The following is a 19,776-nucleotide window of genomic DNA, read 5'->3' as shown; positions in this document are numbered from 1 at the left end:
TCGAGGGGCGTCCGCCTTCATGAGATCCAGGAGCGCGGGCCAGAACGCAGCCTCCCCGTCGATGCCGGCGTCTCCTGTCGCCGCGCTCCCCGAAACAGCGCCATCATTCCAGCGCTGGGGCTTGCCAGTCCACCCAGTCCGCCATGCTGAGGGAGCCGCCCGAGCCCACGACGAATTCTCCGGGCGCCTCGCCCTCGTGCTTCAGAAACCTGGCGATATTCTTGGCGAGGAGATCGGTGTATTCGTTCTTGTAAGAGCAATGCGCCGTCTCGGCGACCTTCGAGTGGTAGCTGACATTCTTCTCGGCGCCCAGCGCCTTGTAGACCGCCGCTCCGGCCGCTGTCGCGGTATGACCGGCGGGGGCGCCCATCTGAGCCTGGTGCGGGTTCTCGAGGACGAGCAGGCCGCGCGGCGCCATCATCGCGATCAGGGCGTGGGTGTCGATCGGGAGCTTGACGGCGTTCGAGGCATTGTTCTTGAAGACGAATGGCTCGAAATTGTTGCTGAGCCAGTTCAGCCCGAAGTAGTTGTGGTCCGTCCGCTCCTTGCCCAGCACGTCGGCGATGCGGTAGGCCGGCACCCCGGCGGTGCTCGTCTCGTGGGGGATCGTCAAGGCGATCCGATCATCGAAGACGCCGATGGCAAATGCTCCCTTGCCGTTGCGCGAGCACCCCGTGACGCCGATCCCGGTCGGATCGATGATGTCGCCTCCCGACGCCTGGATGACGTCGAGGATCCGACTGGCGCCCCAGGCCCATGCCATCAAGAGGCCCGCGGAGTGATCACCGCCGTAGATATCATAGAACTTTCCCGGGTTGGGTTTTCCTCTGGATTGCTCCGCTGTGCCCTCCCTGCCGATCTCATTGTGGTTGTAGTAGATGACGGCGACACCTTGTTCCAGGATGCGGCTTTCACCTAGCGTGATGCCGCCGAACCCGCCTTTCCCGCCCACGTTGATGATCGCGGGGAAGGGCGCTTCCCCCTTGGAGGGCAGCACGATGTCGGCGCTGAAGTCGATCTTCTTGCCCTGGGCTTCCACGTGCACGGAGATCTTGTTCTCGGTGACGGTGCCGGTCACCACGTCGGGCGTCGGCTTCTCGCCGTAGATGTACTTCTCGGCTTGCTTGCGTATCTCCTGCCTCCGGCAGTGCCATTCTGCTTTCGTGGAAACGCTGGTTCCGTCGAGCTTCGTGAACGGGTCGGGCAACTTGGAGACCTTGGGTAGAGCGCTCGCTTCCGGCAGGGCGGCGACCTCGCAATCGGCGCTCGCGTTCTCGACAGGGGTGTCGTCCGGACCCGTGCCCGAGCTGGAGCTCGACGTCGTATCGACGCCCGAGCTGGAGCTCGATGTCGTGCCGCCGCTCGAGCTGGAGTTCGACGCCGTGCCGCTGCCCGAGCTGGAGCTCGACGTCGTGTCGCCGCTGCTGGTCGCGCTCTCGCCGCCCGAGCCGTCCGCGCCGCCGCCCGCACCTCCCTGCCCGGAGTTGTTCGGCTCGGACTGCCCGCAGGCAGCGGCTGTGAGGCAAAGACCGAGGGCAACGCGGGCGGCTCGAGTGGCAAGCGTTCGCATGGATGGACCTCCTGGAGCGAGCATAATCAACGTTCATCGGTTGGATTTGCACTCACCGGAACGGCAGCTGGGATCGCGGCGCAATGAGACGTCCGAACGCGCTTTCATGTCAAGCACAGGGTGGTGCAACTATTCAGCTCACCGCGCAACGGACGGCGGTTGATCCTGTCCGATGAGTCCCGGTCGAATGACGGCTCTGGAAGGTTCAGTGATGATGGCCAACTTCAGCCCGGATGACGTGCCGCGTTCACTCCACGGCCAGCGGGGCGGCCGCGCTACGTCGCGGCGGCGAGCGCCCGCGCCTGCGCGAACAGGTCGGGGCGCGCCCGGTCGTGGGACCAGCCCTCGGGGTACGAGGCAACCGCCGAGGGGCGACCGCGCACCCGGCGCTCGTAGGCGTCGAGCGCCGGATAACCGGCGAGCGACAGCCCGCGCCGCTGCATGTAGGCGAGCACCGGGTAGAACGCGCAGTCGGCGAGCGTGAAGGCGTCCGACGCGATGAACCGCGTCTTCTGGGCCCGCGCATCCCACAGCGCGAGCTCTCGCTCCACGCCAGAGAGCGCGCCCAGGATGGCTGCTCGCCGGTCCGGCGACACGGCCTCCGGGCCGGCCTCGAAGAGGCCCTCCAGCGGGTCGTAGACACACGCCGTGGCCTCGGACTCCTGCGCGAAGGCGAGCGCGCGGGCGAGCGCGCCGGGCTCGGCGAGCGGCGGGAGGAGCGGCGGGTCGGGATACCGCAGCTCGAGGTACGTCAGGATGGCCAGCGACTCGTTCATGACGGTGCCGTCGGGCTCCACGAGCACCGGGGCCTGGCCGCGCGGGTTGAGGGCCAGGAACTCCGGGGTGCGCGTCTCGCGGGGCTCCCGCATCACGCGCAGGCGGCGCGGCTCGAAGGCGAGTCCCTTCTCGTGAGCCGCCATCAGGACGCGCCAGCTCGAGATCGAGCCGTTCACGAAGTACACCGCGCGCCGCGCGCTCATCGGTCGCCCCCGGGCTCCTGCGACGCGCGGAGCGTGCGAAAATTGAGCGCCTCGAAGCCGGGGCGGTACGCGGCGACATCGAAGGTGGGGTCGATGTTCTCGGCGCGGAAGAGCTGCAACATCCGCTCTGCCTCGCCGCGCTCCTCCGCCTCGCGCTCCGGCTCGGGGACCGCGGATCGGGCTCGGGCGCGCGCCTCGGCGTCGGCGCGCTCGGACGCGGGCGCGCCGACGCCCCAGACAGCCCCGGTCGCCGGATCGTGAAACGTGCCGATATGCCGGAACGTCAGCGAGATGCGCGATGGCGGCGTCGGGCCGCCGCCCTCACCCTCCGTGTCCCCCTCCTGGCGAATGGCGTGATAGAATCGGCGGTTCGTCTCCAGGTCCATGACGAGCAGCGAGCCGTGCGGCAGAGGGACCTTCTGGATGGCATCCCCGTCCTCGGCGCGCTTGGGCCGGAGCACCATGGTGCGCTGTCGTCCGAGCGAGACATTGACGATGAACGACGGGCGCACGAGGTCGAGCGTCTTGTCGGAGTGCTCGCTGATCCAGTCGCGCCCCGTGCGGTAGAGCTGGAGCAGGCAATGGTTGAGCGGGTGTCCGACGCGGCGCTCGACCTCCCTGCGAATGCGGTCGACGGCGGGGGTGAAGGGGCAGAGCTCGGGCTGCTCGTCGACCGGGTGTCGATAGAGCGGCATCGCGCCGTCGGGCGAGCGCTCGCCCTGGATCGCGACGAGGCGGGGCACCTCCCCTCCGCGGTGGCGCATCGTCGTCCAGGCGACCTCGCGCTCGACGGCGGCGAAGGCGCCGGCGTCCCCGGCGAGGCGCTCGTCGAGGGCGCCGCACCACAGCGCCGTCTCACCCGCGCCGATGCCGGCGATGTGCACGGGCCCCGGTCCCTCGGAGAGCAGGTCGGCCCAGCTGCGGCGCCGGCCGCCGAGGCCCTCGATCTCGCGCAGCGCCACGGCGTGTTTGCCCGCGGTCCCCGCCGCGGTCGCGTCCCCGAGGATGTCGACGTCATAGCCGAGCCGGCGCGCGTCGCGGGCCGCGGCGAGGACACACACGTTGGTCGCGACGCCGCACAGGACCACGGCGGTCACGCCCGCCTGCGCCAGCCGGGCGTGCAGCTCGGTGTCGCGAAACGCCGAATACCAGCGCTTCTCGACGTGCCATTCCGCGGTCCCCGCGGGGCGCTCGGCGCGCACCGGGACGAGCGCGGGGAACAGCTCGGCGCCCCAGGTGCCGCGGGCGCAGCACGCGCTGCCGGTGTGCGTCTGCCCGCGGAGCGCGTCCGGCGCCGCGTCGATCTCGCCGTAGGCCGAGGTCACCCACACCACGACCCGCCCCTGCGCTCGCGCCGCGCGCGCGAGCCAGGCCACTGTCTGCGCGAGCTGGTGCGGATCGCAGTGGCGCTTCGAGAACGCGCCGCCCTCCGCGAGGAAGTCGTTCTGCATGTCGATGATCAGCAGCGCCGTGCGCGCAGGATCCCGGGAAGGCGCCCCAGCTCTCACGTCCATCGTGCCCTGGTACCACCGGCCGGTGGCTCGGCCAAGCTCCGGGGCCGCGACGCGGGGCGCAGAACAGAGCGCGCCAGGCCGAGCTCACCCGGGATCACCGAGGTGCCAACGTCGAACAGGGCAGCGCGGGCATCCATAACGATCGAAGAGGTCGACGCTGAGACGATCGAAGAGGTCGACGCTGCGACTCGACAGCTCGTCGAGAGAGCCAACGCTGCCAGGCCACTGCCCTGAGGCGACGCAAAGCGCGCCTGCTCTATCGCCTCCGCCCCTGACGGCTCGCCGCGCTTCGATCTGGCCACGGCGCACGTGCGCCGCGCGGGCACGTCCGCGTCGAACACCACAACTGACCGCCTGCGCTCACCAGAGAACACCGTCTCCCGACCCATGGGAGCCCGGAGCTCTGGCGTGTCCGCCCACGTCGTAAGCGGCCGTACAACACGATGGCTTTGTTGTGTCCCCTTCCAAAGGGCCTCTGCACCTCCGCCAGACACAGACGCTCTCGCCGCGGCGTCCGGCCCTCGCACCCGCGCTGTCGAGAAGGTCGAGGCCGGCGGGCCGACCCGCCGGGCAGTTGGTCCGCCGGCCCGATGGAAAGATGCTGTATGTCCGAGTGTTCTTGCCTCGATTGATGTTTACTTGAGGCGTGACCCGAGCGTACCTTGGGCAAAGGCGACGCCCCTTGGGGAGAGGGGGCGTTCGAGCCGCGCGGGCGAGCGCTCGAGTGGCCTTCGTTGCCTGCGAGGGGAGGCGGTGGTGTCTCGAAAGAAGATCCTGCTGGTGGACGACTCGGAGACCGTCCTGATGATGGAGCAGATGATCCTCCGGAAGAGCTATGACGTGGTCACTGCCAAGGACGGCAGCGCGGCGGTGGCCAGGGCGCTCGCCGAGCGACCTGATCTGATCCTGCTCGACGTGATCATGCCGGCCATGGATGGATTCGAGGCCTGCCGGAGGCTGCGATCGGAGGAGGCGACGCGGGAGACGCCCATTGTCCTCGTCACGAGCCGAGGCGAGGTCTCGCACAGGGAAGAGGGGTTTCGCTGTGGCTGCTCCGACTACATCACGAAGCCCATCGACTCCCTGGAGCTCCTCGAGAAGGTCAAGAGCTGTCTCGGCGAATGAGGTGAAGACCGACATGTCGCGTGATGGACAAGCGGAACGCGGGGTGGAGCGCGCGGTGCGCCGCGAGCGATCGTCACGAGCGCACGTGAGCGCGCTCGAAGGGCAGAAGAAGCGGCTCGCGCGGCGCGCCCGCGCGCTCGGCCGGCTGCTCGTCCGGGTCCGGAGGGCCCGCGGGCGCCTCGAGGCCCGCGCCGTCCGCGCCGAGGCGGCGCTCGCGCTCGCCGCCGCTCGATGCGCCGAGGAGGAACAGCAGCGCTCGCAGCTCGCGAGCCTCTATGTCGCGAGCCGCCGGCTCCTGCCGCTCCGGACCCGTGAGGACGCGTGCCGCGCCCTCCAGGACATCATCGCGAACCTCGTCGGCTCCGAGGAGATCGCCGTCTTCGAGATCGACGGCAGCGGGGCGGCGAGGGTCGTCGCGGCCTACGGCGTCGCTCCGTCGTCCGCCGTCCTCCTGGCGCCGGAAGAGGGCATCGTGGGGCGCGTGGCGCGGCGGATCGAGCCGTATTTCCGGCAGGGCGCCGCGCTCGGCAGCGACCCGGCCGCCCCCCAGGCCCCCTGCGCGCGCGGCGAGGGCGACGTCATGGCCTGTGTCCCGCTCACGATGGACGAGCGCGTGGTCGGCGTCATCGCCGTCTTCCACCTGCTCTCGCAGAAACCCGAGCTCGGGCCGATCGACAAGGCTCTTCTCGAAGCGCTCGGCACGCTGGCGGCCGGGCCGTTCTGCGCGGGGCGGGAGCGCTGCGGCGCCCTGGAGATGCGATGACGATGCTCAAGCCCCCGTCGCAGCGGTACGGCGCTGGAGGAGCGCGGCTGAGCGCGCCCCCCCCGCGCAGCCCGCAGCCCCACTACCTCACGCCGGGCAACGTCTTCGCGTCGGGCGAGCCGACGATCATCACCACGATCGTCGGCTCGTGCGTCGCGATCTGCCTCTGGGAGCCGGCGCTCGGCGTGGGCGGCATGAACCACTACGTGCTCCCCAGCTGCCCCAACCTCAAGCTGCCGCTCGGGCGCTTCGGAGACACCGCCTTTCAGCAGCTCCTCGATCGTCTGGCGGCCCTCGGCGCCACGCCCCGCTCGCTCCAGGCCCGGATCGTCGGCGGCGCCTGCATGATCTCCGCCTTCCGGGAGCGGGACTCGCACCTCGGACACCAGAACGTGGCGGTCGGGGTCATGGTGCTGCGCGCCGCCGGGATCCGGGTCGTCCAGCAGGACACGGGCGGCAGCCAGGGCCGGAAGCTCATCTTTCGCACCGACGACGGCAGCGCCGCCATCCAGCCCCTGTGATCGCGATGGATGCCGAGCGGGCCGCGCTCATGCAGATGTTCGCCGCCGAGACGGCCGAGCACCTCGACGAGCTCGAGAGCGCGCTCCTCGAGCTCGAGCGGCGGCCCGACGCCGGCCACCTGCTGGAGCGCATCTTCCGCGTCGCCCACACGATGAAGGGCAATGCCAGCTCCGTCGGCGCCCACGGGCTGAGCGAGCTCACCCACGCCGCCGAGGACGTGATCGAGGATCTGCACCGGGGCACGCTGCCGGTGACCGGCATGGTGGTCTCGCTGCTCCTCGAGACGGTCGACTCGGCGCGCCGCCAGCTCGCGGAGATGGACGCCGGAGAGGAGCCGTCGGGGTCGACCTCGCTGCCCGCGAGCGTGCTCGAGCGGCTCAGGAGCGCCCGGCGCGCCGAGCGCGAGGGGACCCCCTCGACGCCGAAGGGGGCCACCGCGAGCGCCGCGGACGAGGGCGACCGGAGCTCGGGCCCGAAGACCGTCCGCATCACCGTCGAGAAGCTCGATTGCATGGTCGATCTCATCGGCGAGGTCGCGATCACCCGGAACCGGATCGCGCGCGAGGTCCAGCTGGCGGGCGGCGCCGTCGGCGCGGCGCTGCGGGACGGCCTCGAGGAGCTCGACCGGCTGAACACCAAGCTCGAGGAGGCGATCCGCCGCGCGCGGATGGTGCCTGTCGGCCCCTGGTTCCGGCAGTACGAGCGCGCCGTGCGCGATCTCGCCCGGTCGCACGGCAAGCTCGCGCGCCTCGTGGTCGTGCACGGCGACGTCGAGGTGGACACCGCGGTGATCGAGCGCCTCCGCGACGTGCTGACGCACCTCATCCGCAACGGCATCGATCACGGCCTCGAGCCGCCCGAGGTGCGGAAGGCGCGCGGCAAGGACGCGCGCGGGACGATCACCCTGCGCGCCACGCACGAGGGCGGCGGCATCGCGCTCCGCGTCTCCGACGACGGCGCCGGGATGAACCGCGCCCAGATCGCGGCGCGGGCCAGCGCGCAGGGCAGGTGCACGGACGCCGACGCGCTCTCCGACAGCGAGCTCTATGACCTGGTGTTCGAGCCGGGCTTCTCCACGGCCACGACCGTCTCCGATCTGTCCGGCCGGGGGATGGGCATGGACGTGGTGTGGCGCCGCGTCGAGTCGCTGGAGGGCTCGATCGGGATCGAGAGCGCCGCGGGGGTCGGCACCACGCTGATCCTCCGGCTCCCGCTCACCCTCGCGACGATCGAGGGCTTCTCGGTGAGCGCCGCCGGCGAGCGTTATGTCATCCCGCTCGGCGCGGTCGTCGCCTGCGTCGGGCTCCCGCGCGGCGCCCTCGCCGCGGGCCCGGGCGGCGTCCTTCACGTGCACGGGCGCGCGCTGCCGTGCGTGCGGCTCCGCGACCTCTTCGGGCTCTCCGGGCCTGCGCCGGCCCGCGAGAGCGTGGTCGTGGTGGCCCACGAGGGGGGCCAGGCCGGCCTCGTCGTCGACTCGCTCGACGGCGAGGGCAGGACGGTCATCAAGCCGCTCGGCCGGCTCTTCCGCCGCACCCGGGGCATCACCGGATCCACGGTCCTCGCCGACGGCAGGCTCGCGCTGATCCTCGATGTGGACGCGCTGATGCACGACCTCACCCGCGGCCGCGCCGGCGGCGGAGAGCTCGCGCCCAGGGCTCGATGGCGGGCTCCCCCCTCGGAGGCGCGGGGAGGGGCGATGGATCCGGAGGGGAGGACACGATGAACCGGCTCAGGATTGCGCTGCGTCTCTCGCTCTCGCTCGCGTTCATGGCGATGCTCATGGTCGCCATCGCGATCTCGGGGCACCTCGGCCTGACCTCCGTCGCGGAGAAGACACACGAGATCCTGGTGTCGGACGTCCGGGAGCTCGCGATCGCGACGCAGATCGAGCGGGACCTCATGGAGCTCCGCCGCTACGAGAAAGACTGCTTCCTCAGCATGGGCGATCGCCCCGTCCAGCAGGGGTATCAGGAGAAATGGAACGAGCTCGAGGCGCAGATCCAGCGCCGGCTGGACGAGCTCGACCGTCTCGTGACGCTGCCCCACGAGCGGGAGTCGGTCGCCGCGATGCGGCGCGACCTGGCGAGCTACATCGTCGGCTTTCGCCGCGTGATGCAGGAAACGCTCGCCGGACAGCTGCCCACGGCCCAGGCGGCGAACGCCGTGATGACCGGCTACAAGGACGAGATCCACCGGTTCGAGGAATCGGCCGAGGGCTTGGCCCAGGCGAGCACGAGGCACATGGAGGCGATGCAGGCGTCCCTGAGCGGCGACGCGCGGCGCGCCTCGCGGGACATGGGCCTCATCGCCTTCGTGGCGCTGGCGGTCGGCGTGCTCGTCAGCGTCCTCGTCTCGCGCAGCATCACGGGCCCGCTGAGCTCGGCCGTGGGGCTCGCCAGGCGGATCGCCGACGGCGATCTGCGGCACCGGGGCGTGGCCGCGGGCCGCGACGAGCTCGGGCAGCTGGAGGAGGCGATGGGGGAGATGGCGGACAAGCTCTCGACCGTCCTCCTGGAGATCCGCACGGGCGCCGAGTCGCTCGCCGCGGCCTCGACGCAGATCTCGGCCACCTCGCAGAACCTGTCGCAGGGCACGAGCGAGCAGGCGGCCGCGGTGGAGGAGACGTCGGCGAGCCTCTCCGAGGTGAGCGGCTCGATCCAGAAGAACGCCGAGAGCAGCCGGCAGACCGGCGAGCTCGCCACCGGCGCTGCGGCCGCCGCGGAGCAGAGCCTCACGGCGGTCCAGCGCACCGTGGCCGCGATGCGCGACATCGCCGAGAAGGTCTCGATCGTGCAGGAGATCGCGTACCAGACCAACCTGCTCGCGCTGAACGCGTCGATCGAGGCGGCCCGGGCCGGCGAGCACGGCCGCGGCTTCGCCGTGGTCGCGAGCGAGGTCCGCCGCCTCGCGGAGCGGAGCCAGGCCGCCGCCAAGGAGATCGGCGCGCTCGCGTCGGCGAGCGTGCAGATCGCCGATCGCTCGGGGCGGCTGCTCGAGGAGATGGCGCCCTCGATCCGGCAGACCTCGGCGCTCACGCAGGAGGTGGCGACCGCTTCGCTCAGCCAGGCCGACGCGGTCGGCCAGGTGAACAGCGCCATGCGCCGCGTCGACGAGGTGACGCAGCGCAACGCCGCGATCAGCGAGGAGCTCGCCAGCACGGCCGAGGAGCTCGCGGCCCAGGCGGACGCGCTCTCGGGCATGCTGCGCTTCTTCCAGGTGGGCGACGAGCTCGCGTTCCCCGAGCGCACCCGCGTGCCGCGCGCCCCCGGCGCCGGCGACGCGCGGCGCCTCCCGCCGCCCTCCCGGGAGGGCTCTCCGGCCTCGCCGGGCGCCTCGAACGGCGCCGGCGTGCTCGCGACGCTCGCCCGGGCCAGGACGAACGGGGCCCTGCGCTCCCCCGCGGCGCTGCACGAGGACGCCGAGTTCGAGCGCTTTCCGCCGCGGGGCGCGGATCGGGCCGCCTCCGCGCGCGCAGAGGTCCCGTGAGCGCCGCGCCGGAGCCTCGATCGTCGCAGTACATCTCGTTCTTCGTGGGCGGGGACGAGCTCGCGGTGGACATCCTCCGCGCGCGGGAGATCGTCGAGATCACCGCGATCACGCGGGTGCCGAGGATGCCGCAGGCCGTGCTCGGCGTGCTCAACCTGAGGGGGCGCGTGATCCCGGTCATCGACCTCGCCGTCCGGCTCGGGCTCCCGGCGTCGGTGATCGCGCGGCGGAGCTGCATCCTCATCGTCGAGACGGAGTTCGACGGCGAGCTCACCCGGATGGGCCTCTTCATCGACGCGGTGGGCGACGTCGTGGACCTCGACGCGGCGGCGATCGAGCCGCCGCCGCCGTTCGGCACGCGGGCCCGCCAGGGCCACCTCGTCGGCCTCGGCAAGGTGGGCGACAGGCTCCTCCTGCTGCTCGACATCGACCGGATCCTCTCGCCGGAGGAGCTCTTCGCCGCCGCGTCGCTCGAGGCCGAAGGCGGCGCCCGCGCGGCGCTGCCGGTCGCGCCCCCGCGGGGCGAGCCCGCGGGCGTCGGCTCATCGTGAGCGACAACGTTCGCGCTCAGCGGCGAGGGCGGTGCAGAGCCCCGGCCTCGTCCGCCGCAGCAGGTTGTCCGGCCACGCCGGCCGCCGCGGCGCGCAGCTCGGACATCGCTTTGTTGTACGCAGGACTGCCGGGGGCGCAGAGCGCTGCACTTCGCGGCCCCGACAACGGATTGCTCTCCAGCGCGCGGATGGCGCTGTCGATCGTGTCGAAGTGAGAGAACCACCGCTTTGCGGCTGCCACGACCCGAGGGGCGAGTAGCCGAAGGACCTCGACCTGCTCCGATTCCGACACGCGAAACGACCAGGGTAGTTCCTCCCAGTTGAACGAATGCCCCGGCTGCGTGCGAAACTGGCAATGCCAGGGAGCCGGATTATTTCGGACGGCTTTGCGCAGCCCACAGCCAAACTCGACCTGGAAGATGCCGGCGCGAGGGCAGTGAAACCAGACGACGTCGACGAAGTACGGGCGAATCCGCCACATGGCACGGCCTGGGTTGTGGAACCCGAGATCGGCAAGTCGCGGGCCGACGATCTGCGAGATCAGAGGCTTCACTTCAGCCCATGAAAGCATCGCCTCCCCTTTGCTGCCGAACGGGGCCTCTGCCGCGAGCGGGGACGCGTGCTCACCCTCTCATCGGCAGCAGGCCCAGGTCGGCCAGCGTCGGCGACACAGAGAGCCACCGCGTTCACGGGTCGTCTCCGGGCTGGAGCGGAAACTCAAGCCAATCGAAGCGAGCGAGCAACGCTGCCTCCGCGTCGTCATACTCGGAATTGAAGCAGTGGTGGTGCGGGACAGGGATCTCGATCGCGCGCCGTGCCAGGCCGCGCGCCTCGGCATGGCCGACAAACTGCTCGAGCGGGCCGTAGGCGTAGACAATGTTGTGGTTGTCGTAGACGATCGTGCTCTGCGAGGGCAATGATGTGACCCAGACGTGATGGCGGCCATCGCGCTCGAAGAACTCTTCGAATTCGCGAAGAAAGCCGGCCACATCTCGCAACTGCATCGGGGCTGGTTCCTGCCGCCGAGCAGCCGCGTTGCCGCAGCGGGACACAACGAGCACGTGGAGGACACCGAACGGCGCCGGCAACGGTCGCAGGAGATCGAGGATGAGGTCGATCTGGCGTTCGGCCGGCGCGAGCACCAGGCGATCGGGGCCCGTGGTGCGCTGGAGATCCCACGCGTCCGGGTATCGATGCTCGACCCAGCGGTTATCGGGTGCCAGCGAACCGAGCTTGTAGGGTTGTACCTTCATGGCGAACGGCCTCAATCGAGCACCGCCGGGGCGCTCACGTGGACGTGCTCGACCGGGATGCTGCGGGCCGCAGACCGTCGTCAGGCGCTCCACCCGTCAAGTCTGTGGCTTCTGGCATCGCGGATCCCACCTTCGATCCTCTGTTCCGTCGAGATCGGCTCTGACCTCTCCGGACTCGTCGAATTGCCAGGCTGAATATCCATAGAAGAACCACTTCTTGATCGGTATCGGTCGCATCCCGCGAAGCTCCTCTGGCGTGTGATGCCAGTGAGGTGGAATCACCGAGAAGAAGACGTCGTTCGCGATTCGCTTCGCTCGAAGGGACATCGACAAGAAACAGTGCTTGAACGTCCCTCGCGGCGCGACGTCGTCACAGTCCGGATGAGAGTAGAAGTACCGGACGCCTTGCATCACTTGCCCGACGTTGAGCGCCGTGTGCTTCGCGTACTCCTCCAGAAAGGTTGTCAGCCTCATTTCTCTACCCTCGGACAAGCGGCGCAAAGAAGAACCGCCATGGCGCCAAGGTCGCCAAAGGAGAAGAAGAAGTGCCGTCCCGGCATTCTCCCCTCTCATTTCCCTGGTTTCTTGGCGCCCTTGGCGTCATGGCGGTTCGCTTCCCCCTCCGACTTCCCGCCGTAGTGTTAGGACCTCCCCCGCACAAAATCTCACAGACCGGCTCTGCGCCGCAAGGCCCAAATGGTGTCCAGCGCGGTCGCGTAGATGCGCCTGACACCGGCGGCGATCGCCGCCTTTCCGGGGGCCGCGAGCGCCGGCTGGGCGGCCGGGCCGGAGGAGCCGCCGCGCACGCCGAACGCCGGCGCTGCGGCGCGCAACGGGGGCGACGCAGCGGGGGCGAGCAGGAGAGCGCGCGCCGTGTCACGGCTCCCGGTAGCTCTCGTACTCCCAGGCGAAGTAGCGCCGGAGGTTCTCGACGCAGGCGGGCCAGGTCTCTGCCTCGCAGGACGCGACGGTCTGCTCAAGCCAGCGCCAGAGATCGTCGAAGTCGTACCGGCGCATCACGAGCAGGGGGCGGGTGGCCAGGATGCCATCGCGTGCCTCCAGCCGGTCCAGCCCGGCGGGCGTGGCCACCCTGAGGGTGAAGGAATCCGCGCCCGCCCCCTTTCTGGGCCCGATGTCCAGCATCACGAGCTCGGCGAACGCGTCGGGATCGTCGGGCGCCCACGTCCGGAGATTGGGATGCCCCCAGACGCCAGCGGAGCGGATGACGAGCTTCATGGTTGGGGAAAACGAAGAGCAAACCGGCCCTCTGGTCAAGGGCGTCAAGGGCGTCACGCGTGTTTCGCCGGTGAGGCGCTCGACTCGACCTGCGCGCGAGGCGTGGAGCGCGGAGCCACTCCGGGAGTCAGCCAGCATCAATCCACCCGCGCGCGTCGCACTCGTTGCAGGGGAGCTCGATTCCGAATCCGGGGGCCGGTTCAGCTACGCGTTTACCGTTGCACTTCGAGCAGACCGACGAACCCGGAGGTGGCTGCGGGATCAGCTCGAGAAGCTCGACGATGCCCGTCTTCCGGGCGCCGACGATCAGCGCGGAATGTGCGTGCAAACCGCCGACCTCGACGATCTCATCGCCGTCCCAGCCACGGAGGTCCTCGAGAACGCGGCCGTCGGAGGTCAGGTAGGTCATCGGTCCCATGCCGGGGTCGAGCAAGAACGCGTCGTACTTGTCTTCAACCTCGTCCTGCCAGGAGGCCATGGCCGCGACGTACTGCCCGGCCGCCTGATCGACGGAAGAAGCTCCGGAGAAGAGGTGTCGAATGGAATCGATGAAGTTGCCGCCCGCCTGCTCGCGCGGCGCGCCGGCAGCACTGCGGGTCGCCCGCAGCTGACGTTGCTCAAGACGTCGAGCGCGCAGGCGTTCGAGCAGGGGCGGTGGGATTTCGAAGGGCATGCGAGGACGGTTCGCTCGGGTGAAATCGACGTGCCGCGCGAGGGGGAGCGCGAGGACCTCAGCCCTCGCTTGACCTCCGCGGGTCACCCGAGGACCATCCCGCGGCTACCGGGACGGGTGCCGGGGGCACCGCCGATGGGAGGGAGCACCAGATGATCGACCTGTACACGTGGACCACGCCGAACGGCTACAAACCCGTCATTCTCCTCGAGGAGCTCGGGCTCGCCTACGAGATCAAGCCGATCGACATCGGGTCCGGCGCGCAGAAAACGCCGGAGTACCTGCGCATCAACCCCAACGGGAAGATCCCCGCGCTCCGGGATCACGACCACCCGAACGGGCCAGTCACCGTCTTCGAGTCCGGCGCGATCCTCATCTACCTCGCCGAGAAGACGGGCAAGCTCTTGCCCGCGAGCGAGCCGGGCCGGTCGCGCGTCATCGAGTGGCTGATGTTCCAGATGGGCGCGGTGGGGCCGATGCTCGGCCAGCTCGGCCATTTCCGCAGCGCCGCGCCCGAGAAGATCCCCTACGCGATCGAGCGCTATCAGCAGGAGCAGGACCGCATCTACAAGGTGCTCGATGGCCGTCTCGCCGAGTCCGAGCACCTCGCCGACGAGTACTCGATCGCGGACATCGCCACGTTTCCGTGGATCTCCGGGGCCGCGCGCATGGGGGTAGCGATCGAGCCCTATCCGAACCTCGCGCGCTGGGAGCAGGCGATCAAGGCGAGGCCGGCGGTCACACGAGCGTTCACGGCGAAGATCAAGCCCTGAACGCCGCGCGCAGGTAAAACCTGCAGCGGATCGCGCGGCGCTGGCGTACACTCCGGGCGCTCGGCATGGATCAGCCCGTCCCCGGGGACAGCAGGGCGCAGCAGGCAGACGTCGCGGGCGCGCTCGCGGATCGGGCCTTCGACGCGCTCGGCGTCCTGCTCCGCGGCTTCGAGGACGCGGCCGAGCGTGACGGGGCGGGCGTGCTCGAGGACGCGCTCGCCCGCGGCCCGGAGCACCTCCACGGCGGCCTGCTCACCGCGATCCTCCGGCTCGTGTTCCTGCTGCACGCGGAGGACCGCGGGCTCCTGCCGGCCTCGGACCCGTACTACGCGGCGCACCTCGGCGTGCGCCTGCTGTGCCAGGAGCTCGCGGAGCGCGGCGCGCGCCCGGGCGCGCTGCGCTGGCTGCCCCTGGGCGGGGGTGGCAGCGATTTTCGGCGACCGTGGGAGTTGCACAGATGTGCGGCGGTCTGTTTTTGTGGCGATCCATGAGAATTTTTTGCGCATGAAGGCAATGCGACGACTGGGGTCGTGCGCGGAGGCAGGCAACATCCGCGTTCGCTCGTGTTGCAACATGGTGTAGAAGAGCACCCCCCGCGCTGGTGCTGTAAGCGCTGCGTCGTGGTCCCTTCATGCCGGCACGGTGAACGGTGGGTGATCGTCTCCTCTTCGTCCATGCAGCGCGAGCCGCCACCCTGTCCGTGGTCCTTGCCGGCGCCGTCCCTCTCGGGGCAGCGGAGCCTCCCCCGCGGTCCCGCGAGGTCCAGGAGCTCATCGATGAGGCGGAGAAGGCCGCCAAGCGGCTCGAGCTCGCTCGCGCTCGCGAGCTCTGGGCGCGGGTCAACGCGATCGCTCCCTCGACGATGGCCGTGTGCCAGCTCGGGCAATACGATCTGCGCCTCGACCGCCTCGAGGAGGCCGCGGCCGAGCTCGAGGAGTGCGTCGAGAAGATGCCAGCGCCGACCGATGACATCGAGCGCCGCCGCTACGAGGTGAGGCACGCCGATCTCGCAGCGGTGCGGCAGCGCGTGGCGGAGCTCCATGTGAGCCCCCCGCCGGGCACGGCACGGCTGCTCGTGGACGGTCGCGAGGTGAGCGCAGGCAGCCCGGTCTTCGTCGCGCCTGGGCAGCACGAGGTCACGGCGATGGGCGAGCAGGGGCAGGTCGTCCGTGCGCTCGTGAAGGTCGAGGCGCGGCAGTCGCGCCGCGTCCCCCTCCCCCCCTTCGAGGCGCCCAAGGCTCCCGTCACAAGCGCCCGCGCCCCCTGGATCATCACCGCCGGCGCCGCCGCCTCGATGACCCTGCTCCTCGCCGCCGTCGAGCTTCGCGACGCCGGTGACTTCGCCGAGCACGAGACGTCCGCGAAGGCGGCCCGCCTGTCGGACGGCTCGATGGCCCCGAGCAGCGCGCAGTTCCGCGAGGTCTACGACGAAGCCAGCGCCGCCGACTCACGAGCAAGCCTGTTCCATGGCTTCGGCACGGCTGCGCTCGTCGCCGGCGCAGCGCTCGGCGCCGCGACGGTCGCGTACGTCGTCTGGCCGCGGAAAGCCGAGATCCGCCCGCGATGCGCCGGCGCGGAGGTCAGGCTCGTATGGTAGCCGCCGGCGAGATCTGGGAAGGCCACGAGCTGCTCAGAGAGGAGCGCGGCATGGTCCGTCACTTCCTCGCTCGGCAGCTCGGCGACACGGGAGCCCTCGTCTGGTTGCACGTCCGCGAGGGATCAGGCCTCGATGAAAGCGCGTTCACCGAAGAAATGGCGCGCCTTCAACGCCTCTCCGACGACGTCCCAGAGGTCGTCCGCGTGCTCTACGGTGGGGTGAACGGCTCCGTGGCATGGGCAGCGACCCCGGTGCTCGGCGGCGCGATCCCGCTCATCGACGCCGTGCGCGGGAACGACCTCGGGCCGGCTGCGCTCAAGGTGCTGATCGACATCGGCCGTTGCCTCGTGCGCGCGCATGAGCGCTCTGTCATCCACGGCGCCATCAGCCCGGACCGGGTCTTCGTCGTGGGCGATGACCGGTACGCGATAACGCACTTCGGCTTCGTTCGTCTCTTTCAGCTCGGCGCGGAGGAAGCCAATCAAGATCCGTACGGGTATGCGCCGCCGGAGCTCATCGGCGGTGGACGCGTGGGACGGCGGACGGACGTCTACGGCTTCGGCACCATCCTGTACGAGCTCTTGTGCCAGCGCCCCCTCTCGACGTGGACCTGGCCCCCGAGCCTTCCCGCCGGGCTGCCGCCGCTGCTTCAGTGGATGATCAAGATCTCCCTCGCGGAGAACCCCGAGCGACGGCACCCGAGCATCGAGAAGATGCTCGCTGCGCTGACGCCCTTCGCCCGGGCGTGGGAAGAGCTCGGCGAGCCTCCGGGGCCTGCCCGTGACGTCCCCGCGGAGCCGTCCGGCGCCCGGTGCGAGCCGGACGAGGGCGCGCCGATCCCCGTGGAGGACGAGACGGAGGCGTTGTCCTCGGGTGAGGAGGGGGGACGAACCGTCGCGCCGCTCACACCGCGCCCTTCCGACGCGCCCGATACGGTCAAGAGCGCGATACCGCGGGACGCGCGGGCCGGCGTCCCCCACGCGCCTCCGGTCGCCACGCCGCGCTCTTCGGAGGCGCCCGACACGCTCCAGAGCGCGGTGCCACCACGGCACGCGCGGGGTGACGTCGCCCACGCGCCTCCGGTCGCACCGCCGTCGCCCCCGGCGCCTGACCTGCCGGACCTCGATCCGATGCTGCCGGTACCGCCGCCGCCCTCGATCCCTACGCGTCCGAGCGGCACGCCAGCGCGGCGCTCCAGCCCACGCTCGATCGGCCCGGTGCTCGCGCTCGCGCTCTTGCTGGGCAGCGCGGCGGCGGTCCTCCTCTGGTGGAGGCAGCCCCCCCGCGCAGCCGCGCTGCACCTGGCACGGGGCGTCCTGGTAGCCACCCTCCGAGCCAGCCAACTGCCGTCTCCTCCGCCTCCCGAGCGGCGCCCCGAGCCGCCACCAGCGGCTACCGCGCCGCCCGTCCCGCCGCGGCCCCGCACAACCCGCCCCGCCGCTCCCCCACCGCAGGCAATGACGCCGCCGGCGCGGGAGTTCGATCCCTGCGACGGCATCATCCCTTGTCAGAAGGTCGATTACTGAGCAGCGGAAGGGCTTCACGATGCGATCAACCTCTTGTCTCGTTCTCAGCGCGGCCGCGCTGCTCGGCTGCGGGGATGACATCGAGATCCCCAAGCCTCGGTACAACGACAACCCGGTGATGTTGTGGGTAGGCGACACGCCAGATTTCCCCATCTGTCCCGATGGTCGACTCGACTATTGGGATGGCTGGGCCGATGTATCCATGAATCCTCAGTACCAGAACGTATGCGGGCCGTGCGCGTGTGGCCCTGCCGCGTGCGCGCTGCCGGACAGGATGCTGGCGCACGAGGCACCGCTCTGCGCAGGCGAAGGGATGAAGATCGACCTCGCCGGTGCAGCCGACCCGCCAGGGCACTGCGCCGAGATCTCGTCACCTGTCCCGGGCGACGCGTTCACCGCGGTCACCCTCAAGCCACCTACGATGGCTGACAAGTGCCACCCCTCGAAGGACCTTAATCCGCCGCCCCTCAGCGGGAAGTTTGCACGAGCTTGCCCGTGGACCGATGAGTATGTGACAGACTTCAAAGGGCTCGCGTGTATTACCCCTGAAGACGATGGCTCGTGCCGCTTGGGCTTCGACACGCGCTTCGAGTTTCAGGAGAAGCTCCGAGACGCGCGCACCTGCACGCCCTGCGAGTGCGGTGAACCCGTCGGTGGAAGCTGCATAGCGGACGTGCTGCTCTTCAGCGACGCGAGATGCTCGAACATGCTGGCCTCGATCAACGAAGTCCGTACAGAAGAGGAAATCTGCCGTGAAGCACATGAGGCTTTGCCTCTGGCAGCGGTGCGTGTGGTGTTCGCACAGGACGAGCCGGGAACGTGCTCGCCAACAACCGACGTCTCCCTGGTGGACGGCACGATCGAGAGCGGCGAGACCCGAATTTTCTGCTGCTCCAGCGTGGAGCTTGTGGAGGTGATTCATGCCAGTGCTGACAATTGACCAACTCCGTGGGGTAGCCGCCGCGCTGCGCTCGGTTGCGCTCTCCATGCTGGCCACGTGGGTGCTCATCGGCTGCTCCTCGCCGGTCCCCCCCGACAACCTGCCAGAGCCAGATCCGAACCAGCTCATCCTGCTCTATAGCGGCCACCCCGAGTATGCTCCGCGATGCGACCCGCACAGCGACGGCAACCTCTTGTGGGAAGGGTGGATGGGGACGCCCGGGCAGGAAGAATGCGAGCCCTGCACGTGTGGACCGTCGCGATGCGTGCTCCCTCACACAGTGCGCGTACACTCCTCGTCCATTTGCGCCCTCAGCGACGCCGTAGCCACGATCGATCCGGGCAGCGCCTGGAATGGGACCTGTTTTCCTCTTCCCGAGCCCATTCCCAGCGATTCCTATGCCTTTGTGAGCTTCGACTATCCTATTGCGACGGACTGCCAACCTATCCCCGAGGTTCCTGCGCTGCGGCATACAAACATGCACTTCGTCCGGGCTTGTGGTCCAGACATGGACGTCGTGTTCACGTCGTTCAGCCGTTGTTATCCGCCGCAGCCGAACGGAGAGTGCTGGGCCGGCCACGAGATACAGTGGGAGTTCCCCCTCTACAACGATACGCGCAAGTGCAGCCCGTGCTCCTGTGGCGAGCCGAGCCTCGGCGATTGCCGCGTGCAGACCACGTTGCACCGGCAGGTGGACTGCTCCGAAGATCTCGGATCCGTTCTCATCTCCGGGCTGGATAAGCCGCTCTGCACGAACACGATTCAGGGGCGGATCGGCGCGGTACGGTCGATCTTCACGAAGGACGAGCCTACCTGCGCCCCCTCGACCGACTCCACGGTGGTGAGCGGGGAAATCGTACCCGGTGACACGCACGTGCTCTGTTGCAACCGCTGAGACGCGCGTCGTTCCATCCATGCGCCGCGCGCCGCCGCCTGCTCACTCTCTTCGGCAGCTGCGCTCGACGGTGTCCATCAGCTTCAGCACGTCGAATGGCTCGCTGAGGATCGCGTCCGCATCCATACCGGCGCGCTCCGTCGCGCCGCGCGCGGTCATCACCACGGTGAGCGCGGCGGCGAGCGTCGGGGCGCGTTTCTGCTCGGCGCACTGAAACCCATACACGCCCGGCATCATCAGCTCGAGCAAGACCAGCGCGACGAAGGATCATCCCGCAGGCAAGCCAGGTCCTCGCGCCCGTTCGGGGCGCAGGCGACCACATCTCCCTCCTCCGAACGGGTGAGGGCTGAGCTGCCGCGCGAAGCGCGGCCA

The 19,776-nt window shown here is 69.8% G+C and carries 21 protein-coding genes; 12 read left to right on the top strand and 9 right to left on the bottom strand.

The window, feature by feature from the left end; translation table 11 throughout:
* Positions 1-103: 103 nt before the first annotated feature.
* The 3 genes from WME82_RS12325 to WME82_RS12315 all read right to left on the bottom strand — a co-directional run bounded on the left by WME82_RS12325 (position 104) and on the right by WME82_RS12315 (position 4,064).
* The gene (locus WME82_RS12325) at positions 104-1,570 is read right to left on the bottom strand and encodes a glucuronyl esterase domain-containing protein (RefSeq protein WP_438043001.1); all 1,467 of its coding nucleotides are present in this window, start codon (positions 1,568-1,570) and stop codon (positions 104-106) included.
* Positions 1,571-1,845: 275 nt separating this feature from the next.
* Positions 1,846-2,550, bottom strand: coding sequence for a glutathione S-transferase family protein (locus tag WME82_RS12320; RefSeq protein ID WP_438043000.1), 705 nt, complete (start codon positions 2,548-2,550; stop codon positions 1,846-1,848).
* Positions 2,547-4,064 (bottom strand): isochorismatase family protein, encoded by a 1,518-nt coding sequence (locus tag WME82_RS12315; RefSeq protein WP_438042999.1) that lies wholly within the window; start codon positions 4,062-4,064, stop codon positions 2,547-2,549. Before WME82_RS12315 ends, WME82_RS12320 begins: the two co-directional genes overlap by 4 nt.
* Before the next feature lie 756 nt (positions 4,065-4,820).
* Between WME82_RS12315 and WME82_RS12310 the strand changes: the two genes are divergently transcribed.
* The 6 genes from WME82_RS12310 (at position 4,821) to WME82_RS12285 (ending at position 10,511) form a co-directional block, all read left to right on the top strand.
* Complete coding sequence (locus tag WME82_RS12310; RefSeq protein WP_437299247.1) at positions 4,821-5,189, top strand: response regulator; 369 nt, start codon at positions 4,821-4,823, stop codon at positions 5,187-5,189.
* An 85-nt stretch (positions 5,190-5,274) separates the two neighbouring features.
* Positions 5,275-5,952 carry a GAF domain-containing protein gene (locus WME82_RS12305; protein WP_438042998.1) on the top strand — a complete coding sequence of 226 codons (678 nt, stop codon included), beginning with the start codon at positions 5,275-5,277 and terminating at the stop codon, positions 5,950-5,952.
* The gene (locus tag WME82_RS12300; protein WP_437870737.1) at positions 5,949-6,473 is read left to right on the top strand and encodes a chemotaxis protein CheD; all 525 of its coding nucleotides are present in this window, start codon (positions 5,949-5,951) and stop codon (positions 6,471-6,473) included. Before WME82_RS12305 ends, WME82_RS12300 begins: the two co-directional genes overlap by 4 nt.
* Before the next feature lie 5 nt (positions 6,474-6,478).
* A complete protein-coding gene (locus WME82_RS12295; protein ID WP_438044879.1) occupies positions 6,479-8,197 on the top strand; it encodes a chemotaxis protein CheA in 1,719 nt (572 codons plus the stop codon).
* On the top strand, positions 8,194-9,960 hold the full coding sequence (locus WME82_RS12290) for a methyl-accepting chemotaxis protein (protein ID WP_438042997.1): 1,767 nt from the start codon (positions 8,194-8,196) through the stop codon (positions 9,958-9,960). The genes WME82_RS12295 and WME82_RS12290 overlap by 4 nt, the downstream gene beginning before the upstream one ends.
* On the top strand, positions 9,957-10,511 hold the full coding sequence (locus tag WME82_RS12285) for a chemotaxis protein CheW (RefSeq protein WP_438042996.1): 555 nt from the start codon (positions 9,957-9,959) through the stop codon (positions 10,509-10,511). The genes WME82_RS12290 and WME82_RS12285 overlap by 4 nt, the downstream gene beginning before the upstream one ends.
* 16 nt (positions 10,512-10,527) lie before the next feature.
* Here WME82_RS12285 and WME82_RS12280 read toward each other — a convergent pair whose 3' ends face one another.
* From WME82_RS12280 to WME82_RS12260, 5 genes are all read right to left on the bottom strand, one after another.
* A complete protein-coding gene (locus tag WME82_RS12280; protein WP_438042995.1) occupies positions 10,528-11,082 on the bottom strand; it encodes a hypothetical protein in 555 nt (184 codons plus the stop codon).
* Positions 11,083-11,197: 115 nt separating this feature from the next.
* Positions 11,198-11,764 carry a hypothetical protein gene (locus WME82_RS12275; protein WP_438042994.1) on the bottom strand — a complete coding sequence of 189 codons (567 nt, stop codon included), beginning with the start codon at positions 11,762-11,764 and terminating at the stop codon, positions 11,198-11,200.
* Positions 11,765-11,860: 96 nt separating this feature from the next.
* Positions 11,861-12,238 carry a hypothetical protein gene (locus tag WME82_RS12270; protein WP_438042993.1) on the bottom strand — a complete coding sequence of 126 codons (378 nt, stop codon included), beginning with the start codon at positions 12,236-12,238 and terminating at the stop codon, positions 11,861-11,863.
* A gap of 402 nt (positions 12,239-12,640) precedes the next feature.
* Entirely contained in the window at positions 12,641-13,000 is a 360-nt protein-coding gene (locus tag WME82_RS12265) for an immunity 8 family protein (RefSeq protein WP_012234832.1), read from the bottom strand.
* Between the two features lie 127 nt (positions 13,001-13,127).
* Positions 13,128-13,673: a hypothetical protein gene (locus tag WME82_RS12260; RefSeq protein ID WP_438042992.1), complete on the bottom strand. Its 546-nt coding sequence runs from the start codon at positions 13,671-13,673 to the stop codon at positions 13,128-13,130.
* 152 nt (positions 13,674-13,825) lie between these two features.
* Between WME82_RS12260 and WME82_RS12255 the strand changes: the two genes are divergently transcribed.
* The 6 genes from WME82_RS12255 (at position 13,826) to WME82_RS12230 (ending at position 19,404) form a co-directional block, all read left to right on the top strand.
* Positions 13,826-14,446 carry a glutathione S-transferase family protein gene (locus WME82_RS12255; protein ID WP_438042991.1) on the top strand — a complete coding sequence of 207 codons (621 nt, stop codon included), beginning with the start codon at positions 13,826-13,828 and terminating at the stop codon, positions 14,444-14,446.
* Positions 14,447-14,511: 65 nt separating this feature from the next.
* A complete protein-coding gene (locus WME82_RS12250) occupies positions 14,512-14,937 on the top strand; it encodes a hypothetical protein (protein ID WP_438042990.1) in 426 nt (141 codons plus the stop codon).
* 158 nt (positions 14,938-15,095) lie between these two features.
* Entirely contained in the window at positions 15,096-16,043 is a 948-nt protein-coding gene (locus WME82_RS12245) for a hypothetical protein (RefSeq protein WP_438042989.1), read from the top strand.
* A gap of 50 nt (positions 16,044-16,093) precedes the next feature.
* Positions 16,094-17,569 (top strand): serine/threonine protein kinase, encoded by a 1,476-nt coding sequence (locus WME82_RS12240; RefSeq protein WP_438042988.1) that lies wholly within the window; start codon positions 16,094-16,096, stop codon positions 17,567-17,569.
* Positions 17,570-17,588: 19 nt separating this feature from the next.
* Positions 17,589-18,509 carry a hypothetical protein gene (locus WME82_RS12235; protein WP_438042987.1) on the top strand — a complete coding sequence of 307 codons (921 nt, stop codon included), beginning with the start codon at positions 17,589-17,591 and terminating at the stop codon, positions 18,507-18,509.
* A 508-nt stretch (positions 18,510-19,017) separates the two neighbouring features.
* The gene (locus WME82_RS12230) at positions 19,018-19,404 is read left to right on the top strand and encodes a hypothetical protein (protein ID WP_438042986.1); all 387 of its coding nucleotides are present in this window, start codon (positions 19,018-19,020) and stop codon (positions 19,402-19,404) included.
* A gap of 42 nt (positions 19,405-19,446) precedes the next feature.
* On the opposite strand, the gene WME82_RS12225 is transcribed toward WME82_RS12230, so the two are convergent.
* Positions 19,447-19,653 (bottom strand): hypothetical protein, encoded by a 207-nt coding sequence (locus WME82_RS12225; protein ID WP_438042985.1) that lies wholly within the window; start codon positions 19,651-19,653, stop codon positions 19,447-19,449.
* Positions 19,654-19,776 lie beyond the last annotated feature (123 nt).

The organism is Sorangium sp. So ce128 (genome assembly GCF_051525245.1).
Classification (GTDB): Bacteria; Myxococcota_A; Polyangia; order Polyangiales; family Polyangiaceae; genus Sorangium; species Sorangium cellulosum_B.
This window is presented reverse-complemented; position numbering and strand designations above follow the sequence as displayed.